Below are 25,533 nucleotides of genomic sequence, written 5' to 3' on the forward strand. Positions count from 1 at the left end.
TCAAGGAAGTCCACTTCCTTCCTGTAATGATCCAGATGGCCTTCCTCCACCATTTTCAAAAAGGCCGGGTCGCCGGCTGCGGCGCGGTCAGACAACAGGGCGCACAGAAAGCGAATCCGCGAGGGGAATGCGCGGTTGATGCAAATCCTTCCGTCGCATCGTGGAAATCTTTCATCAGCTTGGCCAGCTCCGCCGTCACCGAATCCGACCAGATATAGCTTTCGGCTTCGGATGACACTCCAAAAATATCCGGACAAGACGCGCCGCATCTGATGTCGCCGGCCAAAACTGAAAGCAGCGGAAGACCTGTTGAGGCTCCTCCGCCGCTTTTTAAATCGAACCTTACTTTCTCTCCATCACGGCAAAATAGTTCTCTTCCTCATCCGCGAAATTGAATACCTTGCCGCCGGGAATCTCCACGAGATCTCCGACCTTGACGTTCTTGCCTTTCAAGTCATTGTACAGTTGTTCCGCATTGTCCGTATAGAACATCAGGGACGGCGTACTGAGATTCAGTTCGGGATGCATTTTGGCGACGAACGCTTTGTTCTGCAGCACGATGGTCGTGTCCGCGCCCGGCGGGGCGATTTCAATCCACCGCATGCCCTCGCCGTTGTCCTCTTCCGCTTTGACCTTGAACCCCAGTTTCTCTGTCCAGAAAGCCTTCGACTGATCCTGATTGTTGACGTACAACATGACTTGACCGAGTTTTTGTATCATGGTTTATCGCTCCTTTATTTAATTAAAAATGTAATCCGCCGATGTCATTGCCGCGAGAGTCCGGCGCTCCTTCGCGAGTGATTCGACACATATCGGTTTCCCAGGAACACCAGGGCGGTGAGAAGCATTACGATAAACGGCGAGACAGCCTCGGCGTACAGGCCTGCGATCAGACTCGACCCGACCGCCCCCAGCAGAATGATGAAAATGACACCGAGAGAAGCGTAGCCGATCGCGGCTCTCCACAACCCGACAATCAAGCCGATTGCCGCAAGCAATTCGAAAAACCCGATTGCATAAATAAACCCGACGCTGTAACCGATCGATTGAAGCGGATCGGTATAGATTTCCCTGATCGTCTCCGCGCTGGACGACAGCTTGAAGAAGCCGGCGAACCCCATGAGCGGAACAAGCACGATGTGCAGAATGCGGACTGCCCATTTCATGGTTCCTCACCTCCTTTATACTGGAGCCGTTCACCTGTATTGACGAACACCGACCGGGCAATTCATCGGCGGTGTCCCAAATTTCCGATGCGCCTGCTATTTTTTCTTCACATTGCGCCATCCCGGTATGCTCCCACCCTTCATCTCCACCACATTCGGCCGGTGCGGCGGCAGAGCGCCTTGCATAATTCCGCCGGTCATCAGGTATGTTATTTTATACCAGCTTTCAAGAAACTGCCTTCTTCTCAAGCATGGCGGGATATCACATTCGGAGGGAGAGAAATACAATGTCCAACGACAAACTGCACATCGGCATCATCCTGGGCAGCACGCGGGAAGGCCGGGTCAGCCCGCAGGTGGGCGAATGGGTCAAAGGCATCGCCGACATGCGCGGCGACGCACAGTATGAGATTGTGGATATCGCCGACTACAATCTGCCCTTTCTCGGCACGACGGACGATGCGGATCCCGCCGTTTCCAGATGGAACGAGAAGCTGTTCAGCCTCGACGGGTTTGTCTTCATCGTGCAGGAATACAACCACAGCATCACGGGGGCGCTGAAAAACGCGCTCGACCTTGCCCGCGAGGCGTGGAACAACAAGGCGGCGGGCATCGTCAGCTACGGCTCCACGGGCGGCGCGCGCGCGGCGGAGCATCTGCGGGGCATACTGGGCGAATTGATGATCGCGGACGTCCGGACGCATCCGACGCTGTCCCTGTTCACCGACTTCGAAAACATGACCGTCTTCAAGCCGGCCGAGCGGCACCGGCAGACCGTGAACGAAATGCTGAATCAGCTGATCGCCTGGAGCGCGGCGTTAAAGCCGCTGAGAGCGAAGCAATAAACAGTCGCCGTCGAGCAAAGCCCTGTACGGATGTGCAGGGCTTCTCGTCTTGTCTTGGGGGGATGCGAACGGGTAAGATCCTTTATAAGAGGAGGCTGGAGCGGATGAACGAAATCATGGACATCAAAAAAGCCGTCGATCGTCTGAGCCCCGACAACGCGAAGTCGATCCTGCGGCTTGTGCTGCACCAGATCCGGCTGCTGAAAGAACAGACGGCGTCCCCTGAAGGCGCCGCCGCCGGACTGATGGAGCTGTACGACCGGCTGATGACGTACGATGATCGCAAGCTTTCCTGGGATCCGGATCCCGGCTGCACCCATGTCCACATCGTGACGGGCGAATCCTTCGCAGGCAGCATGAAGCTGGCGCTGCGGGAGCTTGGCCGGGCAGATACGCACAAGATCGTCACGCTGAATGACAATTACGCCATCGGCCCGATCGGGGGCCTCGACACGCCGGAAGGCCGGCAGGCGCGGCGCGACTGGTTCAAGCACAACATCGCGGCCGCGCTTGAGGATGACGCGGATTCCGAAGCAGAATACGACGCGTTGCTCCGGAAACTGGATCAAATTCCGGAGCAGGCGGAAATCATCGTCTGGGCCAGCCGCAGCGTATATGAGCAGACGGGCATGCGGTACGCGCTGCATCTGCTCCGCCATAAGCCCAACGCCATCCGCGTATGCGACGCCTGCGCGATCTGCGATACGCTCGACAAGCGTCCCGATCATTCCGAAACCTACAGACGATCCGGTGAAATCGTGCCGGACAAGCTGCGGGAAGCGCTCCTGCAAGCGGAACACGGCAGCCGGCTGTCCGCCGGCGACATCCGGCGGCTTGCGGAAGAGTGGACGGCGATCGCGGAACAGGGCGGCGTGCTGCGCATCTGGCGGGACGGCGCGGTGCGGGAGGTTCCGGCGGATCATTTTGACCCGTACCTGCTGGAGATGCTGGAACAGGTGACGAACGCTGCCGATGCCGGCGGGTTTGTCAAAGCCGCACGCATAGTCGGGGCGGCCATCGGCCATTGCGAACAGGACATCGGTGACGCCTATTTTGAATACCGGCTGCGGGAGCTTATCTATGCAGGCGTCCTGGAGGTCCGGGGAATCCCGGCGGGGCTGCGCTATTACAGCGTCAGGCGAAAATAGTCCCTTACCTTCTCCGCTCCGCCGCGCTGATGCCGCCCATGGACGCAGCCGTCTCCCCCGCCTTCGGCAATGTCAGCACAAACCGCGTCCAACGGCCGCCGCTGTCGAGCTCGAGTCTGCCGCCATGCTTCTCCGCGATATGCCTGGCGATGGTCAAACCGAGCCCCGATCCGCCGTCGCTCTTGCGCGCGGCGTCGCCGCGGACGAACGCTTCGAACACACGGGCGCGCAATTCGGCGGGAATGCCGATGCCATTATCGGCGACCTCAAGCCGCACTTCGCCGGGACCGTCGATGAGCGACAGCCGTACATGCGTCCCCGGCTGGTTGTATTTCAGCGCGTTCGCCAGCAGATTCGAGATCGCCCGGTACAGCAGTTTCGCATGAATCGGCACGGGCAGTTCGTCCGCCGGGATGTCGCATTCGAACACCATCCCCTTCTCCTCGAACAGATCGTAATGGTCGACGGCCATTTCGCGCGTGAACTCCGCCAGATCGCATGTCGTCTTGGCGACGGGATAGTCGGGGACCTCCAGCTTCGCCAGCTCGAACACGTCGTCGATCAGTTCCGAGACCAGCTTCGTCTTGCCGTGGATGAGGCTGAGCGTCCGCTGCCGCGCGGCTTCATCCTTGATGACCCCGTGCTGAAGCGCCTCCGCGTAACCCCGGATCGTCGTGATCGGCGTCCTCAAATCGTGCGAAATATGAACGAGCATCCGCTGCTTGCTCTCGGCCATCCGCCGGTTGTCCGCTTCGGCTTGCTCCAGCTTTTCCGCCATCTTGTTGAAGCTCTCCTGGATTTGCGCAAGCTCGTAATTCGCTTCGACGCGAAGCCGCTCATGGTAGCGCCCGTCCGATATGCTGCGGATGCCCGCGGCAATCGCGCCGAGCGGGTTGGTCAATCTGACCGCGGTCAGGCGGCTGTACACGTACACGTTGAGCCCGAACAGCAGGACGAACAACGCCCCCGTCTCGGCCAGCGCGATCCAGAAGATGTTCCAGTTGGCCGCTGTCATCTCGCTCAGCACGACATCCGTCCGGACATGCTGTTTCGGCAGCCTGACCAGGACGTACCGGCGCTCTCCGTCATTCGTATGGAATGGCGCGATCGACGCGTAGAACGGATTGTCGTCCGTATCATGAAACAGCGCGTTCAGCTCCCGCTCCGTATAGCCCGCCGCCGCACCGTCCCGCTTCTCCCCCCTGACCTCCAGAATCCGCAGCTGCTCGTCGAGAATTTCCACCCAGCCATCCACCGCCTCGATCGCATCGGTCCGGATATCGGCCTGATCCGGACGGGCGATGGCATGGGCCTGAAGCAGCGACATATCTTCGGCGGGCATCCGCGCGTTGGTCCTCGCCACGAAAAACAGCAGCAACACGATGAAGCTTACGCCAAGCGACAGGGAAAAAAGGATATAGCTCCTGAGCAGCATCCCGGACAGCTTTCTCGGTTTACGGCGCATTGAGTTCTTCCTTCTTCGCGAACCGGTATCCGAGCCCGCGAACCGTACGGATGTAAAAGGGCTCCCGCGGCGAATCCTCGATCTTGTCCCTGAGCCGGCTGATCTGCACCATAATGGTGTTGTCATCGGCGATATACGAATCGGACCACACCTGCTCGAATATTTGTTTCTTCGTATAAATGCGCCCCGGCTTGCTCATGAACAGCTTCAGCAGCTTGTATTCTATCGCGCTCAACACGATCGGCTCCCCCCGCTTGTACAACAGGCACGCTTCATGATCCAGGACCAGCTCGCCAAGCCTTGTTTCCGCGGCAACCGCGTTCGCCCCCGTTCCCGCCGCACCCGCTTCGTTAAATTCATATGTTCTCCGCAAATGCGCCTGGATTCGCGCCACAACTTCCAATGGACTGAACGGCTTGGAGATAAAATCGTCCGCGCCGAGACCAAGTCCGGCAATTTTGTCCGCTTCCTGATTTTTCGCCGACAAGACAATCACGGGGATCGTGGAAGACTTCCGTATCCATTGCAGGAGCTTGAAACCGTCCACATAAGGCATCATGATGTCGATCACCGCCAGGTCGATCGACGCGCGGGCGAACATCTCCATCGCGGCCTGTCCGTCAGAGGCTTCGAGAACGTCATAGTCCGGCTCGAGAAATAGTTTCAGCATGTCCACGATGTCCTGTTCGTCGTCGACCAGCAGTATCGTTTTGCGCATCGCCGCACCACCTCACCACCTCGTAATGTTCGCACCGCGCGTCCGATCTCCTGCCATGTAAGGATAATTTAAGGAAGGCGACAGGAGGCGGAAAGACACGGATTCTATCCTGAGCTTGGCAGCAACATTCACCTGGGAGAGAGGTCATGAAATGGCTGAAACCAAGCTTTCTGAACGTGTCATGAACCGGACCTGGCGGAAGCGGCTGATGACGACCGTCCGGCGTCTGCCTCCGCTGTCTCCGGGATGGAAGGGGGCGGCGATCGCGCTCTCCGGAACCGCCGGCATCCTTTTTCTCGTCCAGAGCTATCTTCTGATCGGGTCGCGGGGACCGGGGGATTACGTGATCGGAACCGCCGTGTTCCTGCTCGCCATCGCGCTGATCAGCGGCGGTATCGCGGGCCTGCTGCATGTTGCCAAGCGCATCCCTTCAAGGTACATCGGCCCGGCGATTGCTTCCTTCATCCTGTTGTTCATCAGCTTCATCGGCCCGATGACGGTGATGGTGATCGTCACCTTGTCCATACTGGCGGGCTGCTCCTTGTCGGGTGCGCTTGTGTACCGGTGGATGCGGGGCGCGTATCGCGAGGCGAAGACGCTGAAGAAGACGGCGGCCGGCATCGCCGCGGCGGTGACAGCCGTGATGACGATCGGCATCGGAACCTGGCTGGTCGATGACGGGCGCGCGAAGCTGGCCAAGCCTTACCGGCTGTCGGTCACGAAGCCGGCTGAACGTTACCCGGCCGTGCTGGACAATCCGGCGGAGCCGGGGCCGTATCCGGTGCGCACCTTGACCTACGGGAGCAAGGACAGCTACCGCGCCGTCTTCAACGCGGAAGATTCGCTCATCACGGAGCCGGTGGACGGCTCGGCCTTCGTGGCGAACTGGTCCTCCCTCCGTACGAAGACATTCGGCTTCGGACCTGAAGCGATGCCGTTAAACGGGCTCGTCTGGTATCCGGACGGAGACGGGCCGTTCCCGCTCGTGATGATCGTGCATGGCAATCATCTCGCCACCGATTATTCGGACCCGGGGTATGCCTATCTGGGGGAACTGCTGGCGAGCCGCGGCTATATCGTCGTGTCGATCGACGAAAATTTTCTCAATACGTCGCCCTTCGACGACCTGTTCATGCTGAACGTGCTGGAGAACGAAAACCCGGCACGCGGCTGGCTCATGCTGGAGCACCTGAAGGTGTGGGAAGAATGGAACGGGACGGAAGGCAATCCGTTCCACGGCAAAGCGGACATGAGCCGGATCGCGCTGATCGGCCATTCCCGCGGCGGCGAGGCGGTGACCGTGGCGGCGGCTTACAACCGGCTGCCGGCATCGCCGGAGAACGGCGGCATCGCGTTCGATTACGGTTTCGGCATCCGATCCGTCATCTCGCTGGCGGGCACTGACGGCCAATACGAGCCGGCGGGCCGGCCGACGGAGCTGACCGACCTGAACTACCTCGCCCTTCAAGGCTCCCACGACATGGATGTCAGTTCCTTCGCCGGAGCCGCACAGTACAGCCGGATCGGCTTTACGCCGGGCAGCGACTATTTCAAAGCGTCGGTCTATATCTACGGGGCCAATCACGGACAATTCAACACGGTATGGGGCCGCAGCGATGCGCCGGGACTCGGCAACCTGCTGTATAACCGAGCCCAGCTGATCCCGCAGGAAGAGCAGCTGCAGGCGGCGAAGGTGCTGATCTCGTCCTTCCTCGAGGCAACCTTGTACGAGAAGACGGAATATCGCGCGATCTTCCAGGATCTCGGCCACGCAAGGGAATGGCTGCCGGATACGATGTACATCCACGATTATGCGGATTCCCGGACGACGCTCGTCAGCACCTTCGACGAAGATATCGATCTCACCACGACCACGCTGCCCGGCGGTCAACTGATTGGCGAGCAGCTGGCGGAATGGAAAGAAGAAAAGGTCGAAATGAAATTCGCCCCCGGTCCGTACAGCGCCGTTCGCCTCGGATGGGACCGGGACCGGGCCCGCGGCACGCCCTCCTATACGATCGTTCTGCCCGATACCGGGCTTGCCGTCCCGCCGGATGGCTCGATCGTCTTCTCCGTGGCGGACCGGTCGGAGGCGCGGGAAGAAATGACGGATCTGACCGTACAGGTCGAGGATGTGCACGGCAACACCGCTTCCATGCCGCTGAGCGCCGCCGGAGGCTTGCTACCGATGCTGGAAGGCGGTATTGTGAAATGGCCGTTGACGTCGCTGATGCCGACCAGGGAGCCGGTATTTCAAACCTTCGCATTCCGGCTGTCCGACTTCAGCCGCGTCAATCCGGCGTTCCAGCCGGAGCGGCTCAGCCGGATCCGCCTCGTATTTGACAAAACCGCCGCAGGCTCCATTTATCTGCGCGATGTCGGCATTCGTGACGACGTTGCCGTCAGCCATGCGGACGAATGAGAGATTGGAAAAGTTGACCATCCATAACCCTATGACAACGACAAAGAGGTGCTGACTGTGAAAAAAGTGTTCGCCGCATTGGTGCTGGGACTGGCGGCAGGTGCCGTACTGGGATTGCAGCAGACGATGACCTTGACCCCTGATCAGGAAGCTATGATCGTCGCCCAACTGGGTTCGAAGCAAGTGCTTGTGCTGCTCGCCATGCTGCAGACCGCGGCATGGGCGAGTGTTGCCGCCCTGGCGGGAGCGTGGGCTTCACCGAAAGTCAACCTGAACAAACCGTTTGTTGTCAGCAGAAGAAGCATTGCTGCGGCGGCAGGCATCGGACTGTTGTCGGCCGGCTTGATCGCCATTCCGGAAAAGCTGATATTCGCGGAAGCGTTGGGGCTCCCGGATCGTTTTGAGTTTTCCTGGCTGTACTTTCTCGGGAGCGTGCTCTACGGAGGCGTCATCGAGGAAATTCTTCTCCGGTTCGGGCTCATGACGGTCATCGTCTGGCTGCTCGGCCGGCTGATGAAATCCGCGGATCGCAGCGGCGTCTATATCGCGGGAATCATCATTGCCGCATTCGTTTTTGCAGCAGGACATCTTCCTGCCGCTGTGCAACTGTTCGGTTTCAGTGCCGTGACCGTCACCCGCACGATGCTGCTGAATTTCCTGCCAGGCATCGGATTCGGCTATCTGTACTGGAAACACGGACTGGCCTATGCGATGCTCGGACATATCTCCACCCATGTCATCAATCAGTTGATCCTGCTTCCGGTATTGTTCAATGTCATGTAACCCATGCCTGGCCCGGTCCCGATGCGGACCGGGTTTTCTTTTCCACTCCTTCTCTTCTTTCTCCCCCGCCCCCAAACCCTCTATAATAAACCCATGGAGGGACGGCCATGTTCAAGATCATGATCATCGAAGACGATCTGACGATCGCCCGAACGATCAGCGAGCACCTGAGCCAGTGGGGCTATGACGCAACCTGCGTCACCGAGTTCCACAACGTGGCGGATCAGGTGCTGCGCGCGGAGCCGCAGCTTGTGCTGCTCGATATCGCGCTCCCCTTCTACAACGGCTTCCATTGGTGCAGCGAGATCCGCAAGTTCTCCAAGGTGCCGATCATCTTCATTTCCTCCGCCTCCGACAATATGAACATCGTCATGGCGATGAACATGGGCGGCGACGACTTCATCGCGAAGCCGTTCGATCTGCACGTGCTGACGGCGAAGGTCGGCGCGCTGCTCCGCCGCACCTACTCCTTCCAGGGGCAGGTGAGCGTCCTCGAACACAACGGCGTCGTGCTGAACCTGAATGACGCCACGCTGACGTATCAGAACCACAAGATCGAGCTGACGAAGAACGATTTCAAGATCGTGCAGCTCCTCATGGAGAATGCCGGCCGGGTCGTCTCGCGGGACGAGATGATGCAGCGGCTGTGGGAGAGCGACCAATTTATTGACGACAACACGCTGACCGTCAACATTACGCGGCTGCGCAAGAAATTGGCCGAAGCGGGGCTGGAACAATGGATCGTCACGAAAAAAGGGCTCGGCTATCTGGTGGAATGAGCATGAGCCGCTGGAAACTGCTCGCCGCCTACGTCAAGCAGAATCTCCTCCTGATCCTGACGGCCGCGGGATCGGCGGGCATTTTTCTTGCGGTCATCGCCTTGTACCAATTGCCGGCCGAAACGGTCGGTTACGCCTCGGTGCTGACCGCGCTTTTCCTGCTCGCCGTCGGCTTCATTCGCTTCCGTCATTTCTGTCTGAAACACCGGGCGCTGGAAGAACTGCGCGGCCAGATTACCGTACCCGCCGTGCCGCTGCCCGAAACCGCGAGCCTGATCGAACGGGACTACCAGGAACTGATCCGCCTGCTCGACAAGGAGCGCGGCAGGATTGTCTATGACAAAGACCGGGCATTCCAGGAGATGGTGGAGTACTATACGATCTGGGCGCACCAGATCAAAACGCCCATCGCCGCCATGCGGCTGCTGCTCCAGACCGACAGCGCCCCCGACAAGGACGAGCTGGCCGAGCAGCTGTTCCGCATCGAGCAATATACGGAGATGGTGCTGCAATTCATCCGGCTGGGGGGCACCGGAACGGATTTCGTGTTCCGCACGGTATCGCTGGACGACTGCATCAAGCAGGCGGTGCGGAAATACGCCAAATCGTTCATTCGCAAGCAGATCAGGCTGAACTACGACCCGGTCGACGCCGAGGTCCTGACGGATGAGAAGTGGCTCGTCTTCGTCCTCGAGCAGCTGCTCTCCAACGCGCTGAAATATACCCCACAGGGGGAAATTTCGATCTACATGCATCCAAACCGGCCGCAAGCGCTGGTTATTGAGGATACCGGCATCGGCATCGACCCGGCCGACCTGCCGCGCGTGTTCGAGCACGGGTACACCGGGTTCAACGGCCGCGCGGACAAGAAATCGACCGGCATCGGCCTCTATCTGTGCAAGCGCATCATGGACAAACTGTCCCACACGATCGAGATCGAGTCCGAGGTCGGCCGGGGCACGAAGGTGATCCTCGGCTTGGAGAGCGCCCTGCTGGATGTGAGGTAGCGGGCTTTGCCCTGCAGACTGCGCCGCAATCTTACAAACATGTAAGCTTGCCTGAGAAAATGTAAGCCAAGCTTAAGGCTGCGCATTTTCTTTTTTTGTACGATGGAGGTGTGGAAATCAGCGAAGGAGGAACAACCATGGCACTCTTGGATGTGCGAAATCTGAAGAAGGTGTACACGACCCGCTTCGGCAAGCACCAGGTACAGGCGCTGTCGAACGTGTCCTTCACGATAGAAGAAGGCGAGTTCGTCGCGATCATGGGGGAATCCGGCTCGGGCAAGACGACGCTGCTCAACATTCTCGCGGCGCTCGATCAGCCGACCAGCGGGGAGGTGCTGCTCGCCGGCAAAAGCATGACGTCCATTCCGGAGAAGGAAATTTCCGCGTTCCGCCGGGATCAGCTCGGATTCGTGTTCCAGGACTTCAACCTGCTCGATACGTTCTCGCTGCGGGACAATATTTTCCTGCCGCTGGTGCTGGCCGGAAAATCCTACAAGGAGATGAGCTCACGGCTCCTCCCGATCGCCCGGACGCTCGGGATCTCGGAGATCCTGGACAAATTCCCGTACGAAGTGTCCGGCGGACAGAAACAGCGGGCGGCCGTCGCCCGGGCGCTGATCACCCATCCGCGCATCATTCTGGCCGATGAGCCGACCGGCGCGCTGGACTCGCGGTCCAGCGACGAGCTGCTGAATCTGTTCGGCGAGATCAACCGCCAGGGGCAGACGATTCTGATGGTCACGCACAGCGCGAAGGCGGCCAGCCACGCGAACCGGGTCATGTTCATCAAGGACGGGGAAGTGTTCCATCAGATCTACAAAGCTTCGAAATCGCGGCACGAATTCTACCAGAACATCTCGGACGCGCTGACCGTGATCGCGACAGGCGGTGACCGCCGTGAGTAAAGGGTTCTACACGAGGCTCGCCGTCACCAACATCCGCAAAAATTCGAAGACGTATTTCCCGTACATTCTCGCCAGTTCCGCGACGGTCATGATGTTCTACAACCTGCTGTACCTGTTGCTGTCCAAAGATGTGAACAGCATGCACGACAGCTCGACATTGTCCGCGGTGCTGGGGCTCGGCAGCATCGTCACCGGCATCTTCGCCTTCATCCTGCTGCTGTACATCAACAGCTTCCTGATCAAACGGCGCAAGAAAGAGTTCGGGCTGTTCAACATCCTGGGCATGGAGAAGAAGCATATCGCCCGGATCATGCTGCTCGAGACGGTGATGATCGGCCTGCTCTGCATCGGGCTGGGCCTGATCGCTGGCGTGCTGTTCAGCAAGCTCGCCCTGCTGCTCCTGCTGAAAATTTTGGCGATGAACGCATCCTTCGGCTTTGAAGTCCCGCTTCGGGCGGTTTCCATCACCGTCATCTTGTTCGGCGCCATTTTCCTGATCAACCTGGTGTACAACGTCTTCCAGGTGCATGTGTCCAAGCCGATCGAACTGCTGAAGGGCGGCAATGTCGGGGAGAAAGAGCCTCAGACCAAATGGCTGATCGCGCTCACCGGCGCGGCCGCGCTGGGCGGCGGGTACTTCATTGCCCTTACGGTGAAATCGCCGCTCGCGGCCCTCAATCTGTTCTTCGTCGCGGTCATTCTGGTCATCATCGGGACGTACTGCCTGTTCACGGCCGGCAGCATCGCGGTCCTGAAGACGCTCCGGCGGAACAAGCGGTTCTACTACCGCACCAATCCGTTCATCGCCGTGTCCGGGATGATCTACCGGATGAAGCAGAACGCCGCGGGCCTCGCGAGCATCTGCATCCTGGCCACGATGGTCATCGTCATGGTGTCGTCCACCGTGTCCCTGTACATCGGACTGGAAGACTCTCTCCGCACCAATTACATTCGGGAAATCTCCGTGTCCGCGAGCGATACGACACCCGACGATATCAAGCAAGTGGACGACGCGATTGCCGAAACCGTGAAAATCAGAGGGCTGTCCATCCACAATCCGATCCGTCTGCGCTATGCGTCGGAAGCGGCGATTCAGGACGGGAATGCGTTCACCGGGATCCGAAGTGCGGGTTTCAGCAGTTCCGGCCTCTCCATGCTGATGTTCATCACGGCGGAAGAATATCACCGGATTGAGGGCGTCAGCGTCGAGCTGTCCGAAGGCGAAGCGCTCGTGTATATCGTGAAGGGAAAGCTGCCAGGCGAAACGCTGGACTTCGGCGGCTATTCCCTGAACATCCGCGGCCGGTTGGACAAGATGGAGACGATTGAAGAGTTCTCTCCCCTCAAGAACAGCATGCTGGCGCAGAGTTACGTGATCGTCACGGCCGATGAACAGGATCTGAACCGCGCCCGGCAGGCTTTGAACGAGGGCGAAGAATGGCTTCCGGGTTTCCAATACAACTACCTGTTCGATACGAAGGCGGACCGGAAGGCGCAGGCCGACCTCGTGTCCTCGCTGCAGTACGTGATGAGGGATCTGTCCGTTCACGTATTCGTGGAAGGACGTGAAGCGTCGAAAAATGAATTCATCTCGCTGTACGGCGTACTGTTCTTCCTCGGCTTGTTCCTGGGCGCGCTGTTCATCCTGGGCACGGTGCTGATCATTTACTACAAGCAGATTTCGGAAGGGTACGATGACAAGGAGCGCTTCGCGATCATGTCGAAGGTCGGCCTGAGCCGCGGCGAGATCAAGAAAACGATCCGCTTCCAGGTGCTGTCCGTGTTCTTCCTGCCGCTCATCATGGCCGTCATCCATATCGCCGCGGCGTTCCCGGTCATCTGCAAACTGCTGACCATCTTCAACATGACCAACGTCCCGCTGTATGCGATCTGCACCGCGCTGACCATTCTGGTGTTCGCGGTCTGCTATGCGATGATCTACAGCCTGACGGCGCGGACGTATTACCGGATCGTTCGTTAAAATGGAGCAACTCAATCAAGAGCCTGCCCCTCGGCAGGCTCTTGCCGTTCCATGCCCTCACTCCGCTTCCGACGCGAACGCGTAGTGGTTGCGGCCGCCGTGCTTGACGCGATACAGCGCCTTGTCCGCATTGTTGAGCAGGGTGTCGCTGTCGCGGCCGTGTTCCGGATAGAAACTCACGCCGATGCTGATGTGAATCGGATGGCTTTCCCCGCCCGCGGCCAGCGGATTGCCGGCCAGATGCGCGCGCAGCTCGCCAATCTTCCGAACCACCCGGTCCTCCGAGGCGGACCGGAAGAAGATGATGAATTCGTCACCGCCGAGGCGCGCGGCAAAGTCGTCCCCCGACAGCATGGCACGGATCGAATCGGCAACCTGGAGCAACGCACGGTCGCCGGCCGAATGCCCGAACCGGTCATTGATCGCCTTGAACCGGTCGAGGTCGAAGATCATCACCGCCAGACGCTCGCCGGACGGCCCGGCCTCGGCCAATGCCTTGCCCAGCTGCTCGAAGAAATGCTTCCGGTTCGGCAGCTTCGTGAGCATGTCGTGATACGCCATGAACTCCAGTTCCCGCCGGTCGGCCATCTGGGCGGTGACATCCCGCATGATCAGAATCAGGTGGGGACGGTAATCGACCGATACGTAGTCCCCGTCGATGACGAGTTCGACCGGGCCGGCTCCGCCATGGACGGACAGGGCGACGTCCTGGATGGCCGTTTGGTTCCGGATGCGGTGAAGCAGCTCGCCCTGCAGCATATTCGAAATGTTCCCGTGACGGATATTGAGCGCCGCGAACAACTTCCGGGCGGCGGGATTCGCTTCCCGCACATGGCCGGCGAGGTCCGTGAGAACGATGGCGGCGGGGCTCATGTTGAACAGTTTCTCGAAACGGATTTCCACATGGTTCAGGAACTCGTATTTTTTCATTGTATGGCGGAGGAACACGCACCACACCCAGGTGCCGTAAATGTAGGGATACGGGGGCAGGTAACCTTTGAAATCGATCGTTCCGATCACCAGATTGAAGAACACGGTGATCAGCACGCCGTAAATCAATTGCTTGTAAATTTCGCGGAGCTCCTTCTGGCCGGTATGGACGATGCCCCGCCACAGGATGAAGATGTAGACCGCGTTGAACACGTTGCTTCCGAACATGGCGGCATAGTAGGCCGTATTGTACTCCGGCATCTTCCAGATGCCCGCTTGTTGGAAAGCGCTTCCCGATACCATCTCGTCATTGAGGAACAGATTGAGGATCACCAGTGCCGTCGGCAGGTAAAAAAGCCAGGGGTAGATGAATTTCGGGAATCGGTGCTCGATGTTCGTCAGCTTGACAAACAGATGCAGGCCCAGCCCGACGATCGTAATCCCCGACACGCTGAACCACGCCGCCGTGATGATCGGGCTGTATTCAATGGGCAGATAATGCCGGACGAATTCCTCGAGGAACATGGACAGGCAGCAGGCGATGATGCCGCCGACCAGCAGATACTCCGTTCTCTTGCGGCTGCGGGACAGCACATCCATCAGAATGTAGACAAAGTAGACGATCGGCACGAAATGGGTCACCAACGGAGCGACGGAAACCGCCAGGGACATCGTTTCACCATTCCTTCTGCTGATTGGGGATGCCGCAGATGTTCCGCAAGCTCCGTTCTATTGTACACCCATTCGGGAAGATTCGACAGATGACCCCTGTCAGTTTTGCCCCGATTTTCGCTTCACGGACGTGATGAGCGCGGCCAGCATGAGCGGAATGATGCCGACGGTCATGACGATAAACGGCCATACCACGTAAATGGAAAAGACAAATTCGGCTTCCGACCGGAACATCGTCATGGAAAGCAGGAAGGCAATGAACGATATGGCCGGCAGCAGCAATTTGTCGTCGTCCAGTTTGAAGAAGCGGACCGTAACATGATTGAGAATGTAAAGCACGATGGTGGCTTTCATGAAGGAGCCGGAGATCAGGGCGATGCCGACAACCGCTTCAAGGCCGAGCAAGAAATTGCCGATCTCGATCAGCCGCGCGACGGCGAAAAGGGAGAACTTCCGGTCGCCGGCCAGCGGTCCGAGGGTCATCAACGTAATGATGACGACGGTCAGCAGCAGGAGCCAGCTCAAGGCGGTCATGGCATACAGCCACTTCCCCGCATCCCGCCTGCTGTCCTTCCTTACGAACGGCAGGATGACCGAGAACAGGAACAGCTCCGCGATGGGAAAGCCGAACGAGAAATAGATGCCGTGAAGGACCGGCTTGATCCCTTCGGCAAACTGGGGAAGCAGCGTCTCGGTCTTTGCGCTCGGAATCGCCAGAAGGACGATCACCACAACGGCCAGCATCATGGAGGCCGTCAGCAGAAAATACATCCGCCCCATGACCTCGATGCCGGCATGCACGGTATAGGCGGCGACAATGATCGTAAGCCCGTTGAACACGTATATCGGGGTTTCCACCATCATGGTGTTGTTGAAGAAGTTCCCGATCCCGAGGACAATATAGCTGAACATGAGAAACAGCATCAGAATCAGCAGCGCGATGAACACGCCGGCGATCCATCTGCCGTAGACGCGGTTCAAATGGGCGGTGTATCCATCGTCCGGATAGCAGCGGAACAAATACAGAACCAGACTCAGGAGCAGCATGCCCAACAAGGCGGACACGGTGATGGAAAGCCAGGCCATATTGCCGGCGAACTGGGTCATCGGGTTCGGAACATAGACGATGGATGATCCGACCATAAAGCTGATATACAAGATGGCCAATTGTCCGGCACTGATGGTCTGCTTGCCGAGCCCCTTCATCAAGCGATGCCTCCGTTCGGAATCTGTGATTATCCTTTACCGGCGCCCCATATTTCGTCTCAGCAAGGTGATGAGCGCGGCCAGCATGAGCGGAATGATGCCCACGGTCATGACAACGAACGGCCATCCGACCTGAACGGCAAAGCTGAATTCGTCCTCTGTCCGGAACATCGTCATGGACAGCAGGAAGGTAAGAAATGAAATGGCCGGCAGCAGCAATTTGTCGTCGTCCAGCTTGAAGAAGCGGGCTGTCACATAATTGAGAATGAATAGCACGATGGTGGCTTTCGTGAAGGAACCGGCAATCAGGGCGATGCCGACAATGGCTTCAAGGCCGACCATGAAATTCCCGACCTTGATCAGCCGCGCGACGGCGAAAAGGGAGAACTTCCGGTCGCCGGCCAGCGGCCCGAGGGTCATCAACGTAATGATGACGACGGTCAGCAGCAGGAGCCAGCTCAAGGCGGTCATGGCATACAGCCACTTCCCCGCATCCCGCCTGCTGTCCTTCCTTACGAACGGCAGGATGACCGAGAACAGGAACAGTTCCCCGAAGGGAAAGCCGAATGAGAAGTAAATGCCGTGAAGGACAGGCTTGATTCCTTCGGTGAACAGGGGAAGCAGCGTCTCGGTTCTTGTGAGCGGAACCGCCAGAAAGACGATCACCACGACGGCCAGCATCATGGAACCCATCAGCAGAAAGAACATCCGCCCCATGACTTCGATGCCGGCATAAACGGTATAGGCGGCAACAACGATTGTCAGCGTGTTGAACACATACATCGGGGTTTCCACCATCATGGTATTGGTGAAGAAGTCCCCGATGTCAAGGATAATATAGGCCAACATGAGAAACAGCATCAGGATCAGCAGGACGATGAACACGCCGGCGATCCATCTGCCGTAGACGCGGTTCAAACAGGCGGTGTACTCGTCGTCCGGATAGCAGCGGAACAAATACAGAACCAGGCTCAGGAGCAGCATGCCCATCAAGGCGGACACGGTGATGGAAAGCCAGGCCATGTTGCCGGCGAAATGGATCATCGGATTCGGAATATTGATGATGGACGATCCGATCATATAGCTGACATACAAGATGGCCAATTGTCCGGCACTGATGGTCTGCTTGCCGAGCGCCCTCATCCTCTAGCGCAGCCTCCGTTCGGGGATCATCAGGTTTGTTCGAGCCATTTCACGATGAGATGGGCGATTCGTCCGAGCGACTGGTTGGCCAGATCATGCAGGTTGGGCCAGTCGCTGTCCGTAAGGTACATCACAGCCAGATAAAGGGCCGGCACGCCGAACGATGCCAGAATCCATCTTTCGCGCCGGCCGGAGCGTCTGACGCGCGATGCGTTGACGGCGAACAAGGCAACGCCCGTAAGGAGCAGGACGAGCACGCGCTCCATCATGGACTTGCAACCTCCAATCGGTTCAATCCTCGCCGATGCGGGAGAACGGACCGGGACTCATCATCTTCGAATTCATGATGTCCACCTTGACGTTAATCTCGATCGGCATGCGGGCGTAACGTTCCGGCCATTCCGGCTTTATTTTTTTCCACCGGGAAGGATGGCGCAGATAGAGTTTGTGTCCGATGCCGAGCACGTCCGTTTTTTTCTTCTGTATCGCGCTTACGGCGGACTCCATTTGTTCTTTGAAATGCCGCTCGGCTTTCTTCGCGTACCGGTCTTCGTCCGCCATATTCCGGATCATTGTGCAGGCCAGTTCTCCGATCGAAGCCTTGATGTTCACATCGATCCGGGCGGACACCTTATCGCCCCGGAGCATCGGCGTGATCTTCGAATTCGCCTGCACAACTTCAAGGGTTTCCGACAAATCGCTTTCCCGGCCGCACGGAATATCCAGAATGCCATAATGGTACTCATTGGCCAGCAGCAGCAAATACGCCGCTTTGTCCGGCGCGATCCTTCCGACTATCTTGTCCGGCTTCGCCAGCACAATGCCCTGCACGACGTCTTGCTTGTATTCCGGTTCATTCATGATAATGGGGAGCATGGCGCTTTCGGACTCGCTTTTGAGCTGGAACGCCAGATCCAGGATGGTGGTACTGATGGATCTCCCCGCAAGGTAGTGCGAGAAATCCAACTGTTTGAACACCTGGCTGCCGACCGTATTCTCGATCATGGGGCGGCCGGTCAAGTAATCCCGCGCCTCCCCTCTGGTGATCATGATGGGTGTGCCGAGGCGGATTTCCGGATCGCGGAAGAAGAAATCGAGAATGCTGCTCAGCCTCTCCCGCGCGACCTCTTCGCTGATCAGAATGATCTGGATATGGCTGAATTGGGAGTGCCGGCCGGACACGGTCTTGGTATTGCGTATGACCTCCGACACACTCGAACCGTCCAGCGTTACGTTGACAAATGCCGATGCCTGTCTCTGGTTGGAAGGCGCGCCGAATTGGCTGGCCGGCCGGTAGATCTGGGACGTGACATGAAGGACGTCCTTCTCGCCTTTGTCAATGGCAAGGGCCAGGACAAAGGCCCGTTCGGTCAGCTCCATCTGGCTCCAGCATCCGGTGAGCAGCAGCATGATGCCGGCCCATACGATCAGAGAGCACCACGCCTTCATGCCGCATCCTGTCCCGATTTGTTGAGGTCCGCGGCTTTGAACAGCAAGCCGAATTTGCGCGGGCGGAACGGTCCGACCGGATCAAAATACGGCTCCCCGAGCGAACGAAGCGAACACAGGTGCATCAGCAGCAGCAGAATGCCGATCATAAGCCCGAACCCTCCCAGCGATGCCGCGAGCAATATAAACGGAATTTTCAACAGCCGCAGCGCGATGGCGAAATTGTATTGCGGAATGGAGAAGGAGGCGATGCCCGTCAGCGCGACAACGACGATCATCATCGGGGAAGCGATGCCCGAATCGATGGCCGCCTGGCCGATGATCAGCGCCCCCACGATGCTGACGGCGGAACCGACGGCCTGCGGCAGGCGTATGCCCGCTTCCCTCAAGAGTTCGAAGAAAAACTCCATGATGATGACCTCGATGACGGCCGGAAACGGAATGCCCTCCCGCGTATTCGTAATGGCGAGCAGGAGCACGGTCGGGATCAGCTCGGAATGAAAGGTTGTCAGCGCGACATAAATGCTGGGCAGGAACAGCGCGATAAGAAACGCCGCAATCCGCAGCATTCGGATCAAAAAGGTAAAGCCCCTGCGGTGATAGTAGTCCTCGATGGACTGCAGAAATTCGACAAGCAGCGCAGGACAGATCAGCACCACGCCCGACCCTTGCGTCATGACGATGATTTTCCCCTCGAGCAGGGCCAGGGTGGCCGCGTCGGTCCGCTCCGTGTAACGGCATTGCGGGAAAGGGGACCAGGCGGAATCCTGAATCAGCTTCTCCACCATGGTCGTATCGATCAGCTCGCAGTCTTTCACCTTGACGATGCGTTGTTCAAATTGCTCAAGAACCGTGGGCGAAACAACGCCGTCCAGATAGCCGTACACAACCTCTTTCCCCGTCTTCCGGCCGGCACTGGGAATCTTGACGATCTTGAAATCCGGCGTCTGCAGCCGCAGCCGCAGCAAGCCGACGTTCAAGGACAGTTTCTCGACCGTGCCTTCCCGCGGTCCGATCGCCGCCCGTTCGGCGGAGGGTTCGTCCACGCCCCGGGTTTCCAGCTTCAGCCCGTCGAAACTGACGGCGCGGTCCCAATGTTCCATGAAAAAGACGACATGCCCCTGCAGCACCATGCGGACGACCGCATCCAGGGAGTCGTGAATGAAGTAGGAACGGTCAATCGTGCCATGAAATTCAAACCATTCCCGGATCCTCTCCGAAGTGATCATCTCCCCGTTGCCCCTCCGGTGCATCTCCAACTTCTGCAGCACGGACAGGATGTCGGACGAGCTCTGTTGGTCGGCAAGGGTTTCACAATACACAATCCATGCCGAGCAGCACATGTCCGGCCCGGCGGCGATGTGCTCGTACACGATGTCTGCGCAATTTTTGAAAATGTCTTTCAGATGCCGGATGTTCTCCCCGACGTCCTGCGATATGGGGAGATCCGTGATTTTGTAGGTCGGTTCGATGTTCATGGCCGCACCTTGTGCATGGAATGATTTTCACGTATCAGGTTTCGCCGTCGGGCGCAAAAATATGCAATGTTGGAAACCGGCGGGCATTTCGGATTCCACTTGACATAACACCTTTTGGTGTTATAATCAACGTAACACCTTAAGGTGTTATATTAGAGGCGGAGGTAGTTGGGATCCATGGAAGCACAGAAAACGCTGCCTGAAATCCGGAAGGTTGTTGTGCTGGACGCGCCGATCGAGAAAGTATGGAAAGCGGTCGCCACATCGAAAGGAATTGCCGGATGGTGGATGGACAATACGTTCGAGCCCGTGGTGGGTCATGAGTTCGTGCTTCACACCGGACATTTCGGGGATTCTCCATGCAAGGTGACGGAGGTGGACCCTCCCCGGCGCGTCGGTTTTGACTGGGGGAAAGACTGGCATATCACGTTTGAACTGAAGGCGCTGGAGGACGGCAAGACCGAATTCACCCTCATTCATTCCGGATGGGACCCCGGGAAGGTGACCGAGTTCGGCCAGCCGCACCCCGTCGTGCGCGGCATCATGGACGGCGGATGGGAGAAGATCGTCAAGGCAGCTCTCCCCGCCTATATCGGAAGGATGGCTTGAATTGGCCCATCCCGCTGCCAAGCATGACGTCTTCCACGCCATTGCGGACCCTACCCGCAGAAGCATGCTGATCCTGCTGGCGGACAGGGAGATGGCGATCGCCGAGATTGCGGGACGCTTCCCGATCACGCGCACGGCCGTGAACAAGCATCTGCATGTGCTGTCGGATGCGGGACTTGTCCGCAGCCGGCGGGTCGGGCGCGAGACGCGGTACAGGCTGCGGCCCGACCCCCTGGTCGAATTGAAGCGGTGGCTGGCCTTCTTCGAGCAATACTGGGACGAGAAGATGGCCAATCTCAAACATTTCGTCGAGACGGTCGACGAGTAACGGAGCCGGTCGCATGCCCGGCTCTTTTCCCTGTCATTCTCTCTGGTAGCGCAGGCCGACCACGCCGTGCCGATAGGTTTTGCAGTCAACCGGTTTCAAGGCCTGCTGCTCGCGGAGATGATCAAAGTAACTCCTGCCGGCAACAACAAGAGATCCGCAGTGCGGAGCAATGCGTCGCATCCGCGCTGCGGACCTTTCATTCGGCTGTCTTACCGGACCGGCTGCTCGCTCCACGTCTTGCCGCCGTCCGTGGAATACAGCTTCACACCGTCCTCCACCTTGATCAACAGGCCGGCTTGGCCTGCCTCGCCGTCGATCACGCTCTCTTGCGCGCCTTCGTCAACGCCATGTTGCGAGGTGTAGAACTTCCGGCCGTCCGCTTCCCCGTCCGCGGGCGCGTTTCCTCTCGTGATGGTCACCTTGCCGCTTTCATCCGTCGTTTCCGTCACGCCTTCCGGCGCATCGGTGCTCCACGTCCTGCCGTCGTCCGTGGAGTATTGCTTCACGCCGTCTTCGACTTTGACCTGCAGCGTCGTGAACGGGCTGGATGCGGATACCGACACGGCGCCGATGGCGGCGACGAGCGCCCCGCATGCGATCAGCGTGCTCATGTTCTTGAATTTCATTTTCGCGGTCCCTCCGTTTTGTTTTTTTTCGCAGTCAGCGCTGTCCTGCACGACTGATCATAAAGGGCGAACCTTTAGCCAACCTTTAACTGTTCGGTGCTGTTGACTTGGACCATGGTTTAACCTTTATGATGGTCGTGTCGACAACCAACCGCCGATTTGGAGGCCTCCGAATGAAGTATTATTCCATCAGCGAAGCGGCAGCCCTGTGCAACATTCCGGAAACGACCCTGCGCTATTACGACAAGAAAGGCCTGCTGCCGCTGATCGAGCGGGATGAGGCGGGCAGGCGCATGTTCTCGGAGACGCAGATGGCGCTCCTGCAAACGGTCATTTGCCTGAAGAACACGCACATGCCGATCAGCAGCATCCGCCAGTACATGGCGTGGATCGTGGAAGGAGAAGCCACGCTCGAACTACGGCTCGACATGATGCGGAAACATAAACAGAAGGTGCTGCAAGAAATTGCGATGTTGACCGGATACCTGCCCGCCATTGATGAGAAAATCGACCGCTATCTCAAACAATTGGAGGAGAAAACCACGTGAGGCTCTCTGGAAATACGATCCTGATCACCGGCGGAGGCTCCGGCATCGGCCTGGCGTTCGCGGAAAGGTTCGCGAAATCGGGCAATCGCGTCATCATTTGCGGCCGGCGGGAACATGTCCTGCAGCAGGCGAGAGAGAAAATCCCCGGTCTTGTAACGCGCGTGTGCGATCTGGATGCGGCATCCGAGCGGACGGCGCTGTTCGATTGGGTGACCGCCACCCATCCGGACGTGAACGTGCTGGTGAACAACGCCGGTATTCAGATGCGCTACAATGTGCTCAAAGCGGATGCGCGAAACCATTGGGACGATTACCGCAAAGAAATCACGACGAATCTCGAAGCGCCCTGCCATCTGGCCATGCTGTTCACCCCCTATTTCGCGGCCAAGGAGACGGCGGCGATCATCAACGTCACCTCCGGCCTCGCTTTTACGCCATTGGCGATCGCCCCGATCTATTCGGCGACGAAGGCGGCGCTGCATTCCTTCACCGTAAGCCTGCGGCACCAGCTTTCCGAAACGGCCGTCGAAGTGATTGAAGTGGCGCCGCCGGCGGTCAACACCGATCTGGGCGGGACGGGGCTGCATGCGCACGGAGAACCGCTGGATGCCTTCGCGGACGGCATTTTCGAAGCGCTGGCGGAGGGCAAGACGGAGATCGGTTACGGAACTTCCGCCGCCCGTCTGCACATGTCCCGGGACGAAATCGACGCATACACGGAGAAAATGTATCAGGCGATGAAAGACGAGATCCGATAACCGCCGCGAGAAAAACCGCATCCGGCACAGAGAAAGCAGCTCACAACGTGGGGCTGCTTTTTTCATTCGGCTGGTTAAGGTTATCTAAAGGTTTGCGATTTATAATGAGCCGATAGAGTTCTGGTGAACAGCGGGGGATGGCGGGATGCGGATATTGCTGGTCGAAGACGAGGTTGCGTTGGCGGAAGCGGTCGGCCAGGTGCTGCGGAAGAACGGGTACGCGGTTGATTTGTCTTTTGACGGGGAGGACGGACTGCACAACGGCCTTTCGGGCATTTACGACATGATCGTGCTGGACATCATGCTGCCCAAGATGGACGGCCTTCAAGTGCTCAGACAGTTGCGTGAAAACGAGATCGCGGCGCCGGTCATGCTGCTCACCGCGAGAGGCGAAACCGGGGACAGGGTGCAAGGACTCGACGCCGGGGCGGACGACTACCTGGCGAAGCCTTTCCAGACGGAAGAACTGCTCGCGCGCCTGCGGGCGCTCGGCCGCCGAACGGCGCATTACCACAAGGACGGGCTGCTGACCTGCGGCGATCTCACGCTGGACCCGCTCGCCTATACGCTGCGTTGCGGGAGCGCCGAGATCCGGCTTCCCCCGAAGGAGTCGCAGCTTCTGGAGTGGCTCATGCGGCGGAAAAACCTCGTCACGTCCAAAGACATGCTGATCGAGAAAGTGTGGGGCTATGATACGGATGCGGACGAGAACCGCGTCGAGATGTACATGTCCTTCCTGCGCAAAAAAATCGGCCAGCTCGGATCGACGGCGGTCATTCAAACGGTGCGGAGCGCGGGATACGTGCTGAAGCCGCGGGGGTGATGGTGTGTTCACGAAATTGCGCAACAAGTTTCTGCTGCTCAACTTGTCCGTCACGTCAGGCGTCATCATCCTGGCCTTCGGATTCGTGTACTTCATTACTTACAGCAATCTGCAGGCGGATATCCGGGAACGCCTTCGGGCTCGGCCCGAAGCGCAGATGCGTGTCGCCTCCGCCGAAAGCATGGCCGGCCGGCCGGAGGAGCAGGGCGGCGTTCAGTCCGCGGTCAGGAACGTGGTTGCGAATGGCGCGGGGACTTTTCAAGTCGAGGTGGATGAAGACGGAAGGATCGTCCGAATCGAATCGGCCGTCAATCTGCCGGAGGATGTGTATCGGGAACTCGCGGCGATCGCCTGGAGCAATCGGGACACGGACAAAGTGATCACAGCGGACAACCGGGAGTGGCGTTACGCCGTCTCGCCCATCCGCATTCAGGTCGTCGGAGAAGACGGCGTGCCGCTTGCCGTGGAACAGCACAATTACAACATCCTGTTCCTCGATGTGACGGAGATGAATGGCACGCTTGCCCGACTGCTTGCGACGCTGCTGCTCGTCGGCATCGGGACGCTGGTGGTGATTGCCGCCGTCAGCCTGTATTTCGCCAACCGGGCGATCCGGCCGATCCGGGAAGCGTGGGAAAAACAGAAGCAGTTCGTGGCCGACGCCTCCCACGAACTGAAAACGCCGCTTTCCATCATCCGCGCGAACTGCGACGCCCTCGCCGCAAGCCGGGAAGACACGATTCAAAACCAGATGAAGTGGATCGAATATATCCGCGCCGGCGCGGACCGGATGGCGAGGCTTGTCCAGGATCTGCTGATCCTCGCCAGGACCGACGACGAACGCGCGGGGCCGAACCCTGTGCGCTTCAATATCAGTCAGGTCGTCGACCGTGTTGCCCGATCCATGGAAGCGGCAGCGGCGGGCAAAGGCCTCTCCGTCACCCGGTCGGTCGAGCCGGACCTGATCGCATCCGGCGACCCGGACGGCATCAGCCAGGTGGCGGCAATCCTGCTCGACAACGCCATCAAGTATGCGAATCCGGACGGTTGGATCGCGCTGTCGCTTGCCCGCAGCGGCCGGCGCATCGTGTTCTCCATCACGAACAGCGGACCGGGAATTGCGAAGGAAGATCTTCCGCGGGTATTCGACCGCTTCTTCCGCGCCGACCGCTCCCGCGCGCATCAGGACGGAAGCTACGGGCTGGGCCTCTCGATCGCGCAGTCGATCATCCGGCGGCACGGCAGCGAGATCCGCGTCAGAAGCGAGGAAAATGCGGCGACCACGTTCTCGTTTTCGCTTGCGGCTGGAAGTCCGAGTGCGTCCAGGATTGAATAGGAACATATGATCGCGAACTTTGTGGTAGTTTCGCCTATAATATGGTAGAATTGCCTTGTACAGCGAAAAATCGGCTCTCAAGGGCGGTCGGCTAGCCTCCGGCAAGGAGGTGATGCCCGTGGACGTGTATCAAGCGCTGGCACTGATGATCTCGTTCGGGTCGTTGGTAGCGTTTATCATGTCGCACAAAAAGAAGTAGACCTCCCTTGACCTGGTAAGCGGGGAGGTCTGCTTTTCGCAACACCAGCAGCCGACCGCTCTTGAAGCGGACGCTGTACAGGACCGTGGGTGCGGCAACACCCGCGGTTCTTTTATGTTACGTTCATTATATCGAATTTATGCCCGGGAAACAACCCACGTTCTCGCACGCGGCCATCAGCCCGATCACCGGCAATTGAGAACCGGACA

At 58.6% G+C, this 25,533-nt stretch carries 25 protein-coding genes; 14 read left to right on the forward strand and 11 right to left on the reverse strand.

Annotation, left to right across the window (positions count from 1 at the left end; translation table 11 throughout):
* Positions 1-342 precede the first annotated feature (342 nt).
* Positions 343-720: a VOC family protein gene (locus tag KJQ12_RS06305; RefSeq protein WP_213483934.1), complete on the reverse strand. Its 378-nt coding sequence runs from the start codon at positions 718-720 to the stop codon at positions 343-345.
* Between the two features lie 44 nt (positions 721-764).
* A complete protein-coding gene (locus KJQ12_RS06310) occupies positions 765-1,166 on the reverse strand; it encodes a DoxX family protein (RefSeq protein WP_213483935.1) in 402 nt (133 codons plus the stop codon).
* A gap of 287 nt (positions 1,167-1,453) precedes the next feature.
* Here KJQ12_RS06310 and KJQ12_RS06315 point away from each other — a divergent pair, with 287 nt between their 5' ends.
* Positions 1,454-2,011, forward strand: a complete 558-nt coding sequence (locus KJQ12_RS06315; protein WP_213483936.1) for an NADPH-dependent FMN reductase — start codon at positions 1,454-1,456, stop codon at positions 2,009-2,011.
* Between the two features lie 104 nt (positions 2,012-2,115).
* Positions 2,116-3,159, forward strand: coding sequence for a DUF1835 domain-containing protein (locus KJQ12_RS06320; RefSeq protein ID WP_213483937.1), 1,044 nt, complete (start codon positions 2,116-2,118; stop codon positions 3,157-3,159).
* 4 nt (positions 3,160-3,163) lie between these two features.
* Here the strand turns inward: KJQ12_RS06320 and KJQ12_RS06325 are convergent, their stop codons facing one another.
* Positions 3,164-4,624 carry a sensor histidine kinase gene (locus tag KJQ12_RS06325; RefSeq protein ID WP_213483938.1) on the reverse strand — a complete coding sequence of 487 codons (1,461 nt, stop codon included), beginning with the start codon at positions 4,622-4,624 and terminating at the stop codon, positions 3,164-3,166.
* Positions 4,614-5,342, reverse strand: a complete 729-nt coding sequence (locus KJQ12_RS06330) for a response regulator transcription factor (RefSeq protein ID WP_213483939.1) — start codon at positions 5,340-5,342, stop codon at positions 4,614-4,616. Before KJQ12_RS06330 ends, KJQ12_RS06325 begins: the two co-directional genes overlap by 11 nt.
* 151 nt (positions 5,343-5,493) lie before the next feature.
* On the opposite strand from KJQ12_RS06330, the gene KJQ12_RS06335 reads away from it, so the two are divergent.
* The 6 genes from KJQ12_RS06335 to KJQ12_RS06360 all read left to right on the forward strand — a co-directional run bounded on the left by KJQ12_RS06335 (position 5,494) and on the right by KJQ12_RS06360 (position 13,219).
* Complete coding sequence (locus tag KJQ12_RS06335; RefSeq protein WP_213483940.1) at positions 5,494-7,764, forward strand: dienelactone hydrolase family protein; 2,271 nt, start codon at positions 5,494-5,496, stop codon at positions 7,762-7,764.
* Between the two features lie 57 nt (positions 7,765-7,821).
* Positions 7,822-8,547: a CPBP family intramembrane glutamic endopeptidase gene (locus KJQ12_RS06340; RefSeq protein WP_213483941.1), complete on the forward strand. Its 726-nt coding sequence runs from the start codon at positions 7,822-7,824 to the stop codon at positions 8,545-8,547.
* Positions 8,548-8,654: 107 nt separating this feature from the next.
* Complete coding sequence (locus KJQ12_RS06345) at positions 8,655-9,326, forward strand: response regulator transcription factor (protein ID WP_213483942.1); 672 nt, start codon at positions 8,655-8,657, stop codon at positions 9,324-9,326.
* 2 nt (positions 9,327-9,328) lie between these two features.
* Positions 9,329-10,333 (forward strand): sensor histidine kinase, encoded by a 1,005-nt coding sequence (locus KJQ12_RS06350; protein ID WP_213483943.1) that lies wholly within the window; start codon positions 9,329-9,331, stop codon positions 10,331-10,333.
* Between the two features lie 137 nt (positions 10,334-10,470).
* Positions 10,471-11,238, forward strand: coding sequence for an ABC transporter ATP-binding protein (locus tag KJQ12_RS06355; RefSeq protein ID WP_015256185.1), 768 nt, complete (start codon positions 10,471-10,473; stop codon positions 11,236-11,238).
* A complete protein-coding gene (locus KJQ12_RS06360; protein WP_213483944.1) occupies positions 11,231-13,219 on the forward strand; it encodes an ABC transporter permease in 1,989 nt (662 codons plus the stop codon). Before KJQ12_RS06355 ends, KJQ12_RS06360 begins: the two co-directional genes overlap by 8 nt.
* A gap of 57 nt (positions 13,220-13,276) precedes the next feature.
* On the opposite strand, the gene KJQ12_RS06365 is transcribed toward KJQ12_RS06360, so the two are convergent.
* From KJQ12_RS06365 to KJQ12_RS06390, 6 genes are all read right to left on the reverse strand, one after another.
* Complete coding sequence (locus tag KJQ12_RS06365; RefSeq protein ID WP_213483945.1) at positions 13,277-14,821, reverse strand: sensor domain-containing diguanylate cyclase; 1,545 nt, start codon at positions 14,819-14,821, stop codon at positions 13,277-13,279.
* A 99-nt stretch (positions 14,822-14,920) separates the two neighbouring features.
* The gene (locus tag KJQ12_RS06370; protein WP_244860466.1) at positions 14,921-16,027 is read right to left on the reverse strand and encodes a GerAB/ArcD/ProY family transporter; all 1,107 of its coding nucleotides are present in this window, start codon (positions 16,025-16,027) and stop codon (positions 14,921-14,923) included.
* Positions 16,028-16,063: 36 nt separating this feature from the next.
* Positions 16,064-17,170: a GerAB/ArcD/ProY family transporter gene (locus tag KJQ12_RS06375; protein ID WP_213483947.1), complete on the reverse strand. Its 1,107-nt coding sequence runs from the start codon at positions 17,168-17,170 to the stop codon at positions 16,064-16,066.
* A gap of 29 nt (positions 17,171-17,199) precedes the next feature.
* Positions 17,200-17,439, reverse strand: coding sequence for a hypothetical protein (locus tag KJQ12_RS06380; protein WP_015256190.1), 240 nt, complete (start codon positions 17,437-17,439; stop codon positions 17,200-17,202).
* A gap of 22 nt (positions 17,440-17,461) precedes the next feature.
* The gene (locus tag KJQ12_RS06385; protein ID WP_213483948.1) at positions 17,462-18,619 is read right to left on the reverse strand and encodes a Ger(x)C family spore germination protein; all 1,158 of its coding nucleotides are present in this window, start codon (positions 18,617-18,619) and stop codon (positions 17,462-17,464) included.
* Positions 18,616-20,097, reverse strand: coding sequence for a spore germination protein (locus KJQ12_RS06390; RefSeq protein WP_213483949.1), 1,482 nt, complete (start codon positions 20,095-20,097; stop codon positions 18,616-18,618). Before KJQ12_RS06390 ends, KJQ12_RS06385 begins: the two co-directional genes overlap by 4 nt.
* Positions 20,098-20,274: 177 nt before the next feature.
* On the opposite strand from KJQ12_RS06390, the gene KJQ12_RS06395 reads away from it, so the two are divergent.
* Both KJQ12_RS06395 and KJQ12_RS06400 read left to right on the forward strand, forming a co-directional pair.
* A complete protein-coding gene (locus KJQ12_RS06395) occupies positions 20,275-20,706 on the forward strand; it encodes an SRPBCC family protein (protein ID WP_213483950.1) in 432 nt (143 codons plus the stop codon).
* 1 nt (position 20,707) lies between these two features.
* Positions 20,708-21,034, forward strand: coding sequence for an ArsR/SmtB family transcription factor (locus tag KJQ12_RS06400; RefSeq protein ID WP_213483951.1), 327 nt, complete (start codon positions 20,708-20,710; stop codon positions 21,032-21,034).
* Positions 21,035-21,243: 209 nt separating this feature from the next.
* Here KJQ12_RS06400 and KJQ12_RS06405 read toward each other — a convergent pair whose 3' ends face one another.
* Positions 21,244-21,660 carry a hypothetical protein gene (locus tag KJQ12_RS06405; protein WP_213483952.1) on the reverse strand — a complete coding sequence of 139 codons (417 nt, stop codon included), beginning with the start codon at positions 21,658-21,660 and terminating at the stop codon, positions 21,244-21,246.
* A 173-nt stretch (positions 21,661-21,833) separates the two neighbouring features.
* Between KJQ12_RS06405 and KJQ12_RS06410 the strand changes: the two genes are divergently transcribed.
* The 4 genes from KJQ12_RS06410 to KJQ12_RS06425 all read left to right on the forward strand — a co-directional run bounded on the left by KJQ12_RS06410 (position 21,834) and on the right by KJQ12_RS06425 (position 25,125).
* Entirely contained in the window at positions 21,834-22,208 is a 375-nt protein-coding gene (locus KJQ12_RS06410; RefSeq protein WP_213483953.1) for a MerR family transcriptional regulator, read from the forward strand.
* On the forward strand, positions 22,205-22,966 hold the full coding sequence (locus tag KJQ12_RS06415; RefSeq protein ID WP_213483954.1) for an SDR family oxidoreductase: 762 nt from the start codon (positions 22,205-22,207) through the stop codon (positions 22,964-22,966). Before KJQ12_RS06410 ends, KJQ12_RS06415 begins: the two co-directional genes overlap by 4 nt.
* 145 nt (positions 22,967-23,111) lie before the next feature.
* On the forward strand, positions 23,112-23,789 hold the full coding sequence (locus KJQ12_RS06420) for a response regulator transcription factor (RefSeq protein WP_213483955.1): 678 nt from the start codon (positions 23,112-23,114) through the stop codon (positions 23,787-23,789).
* A 4-nt stretch (positions 23,790-23,793) separates the two neighbouring features.
* Positions 23,794-25,125, forward strand: coding sequence for a sensor histidine kinase (locus KJQ12_RS06425; RefSeq protein ID WP_213483956.1), 1,332 nt, complete (start codon positions 23,794-23,796; stop codon positions 25,123-25,125).
* Positions 25,126-25,533 lie beyond the last annotated feature (408 nt).

The sequence above is a fragment of the Thermobacillus xylanilyticus genome (assembly GCF_907165215.1).
Classification (GTDB): domain Bacteria; phylum Bacillota; class Bacilli; order Paenibacillales; family Paenibacillaceae; genus Thermobacillus; species Thermobacillus xylanilyticus.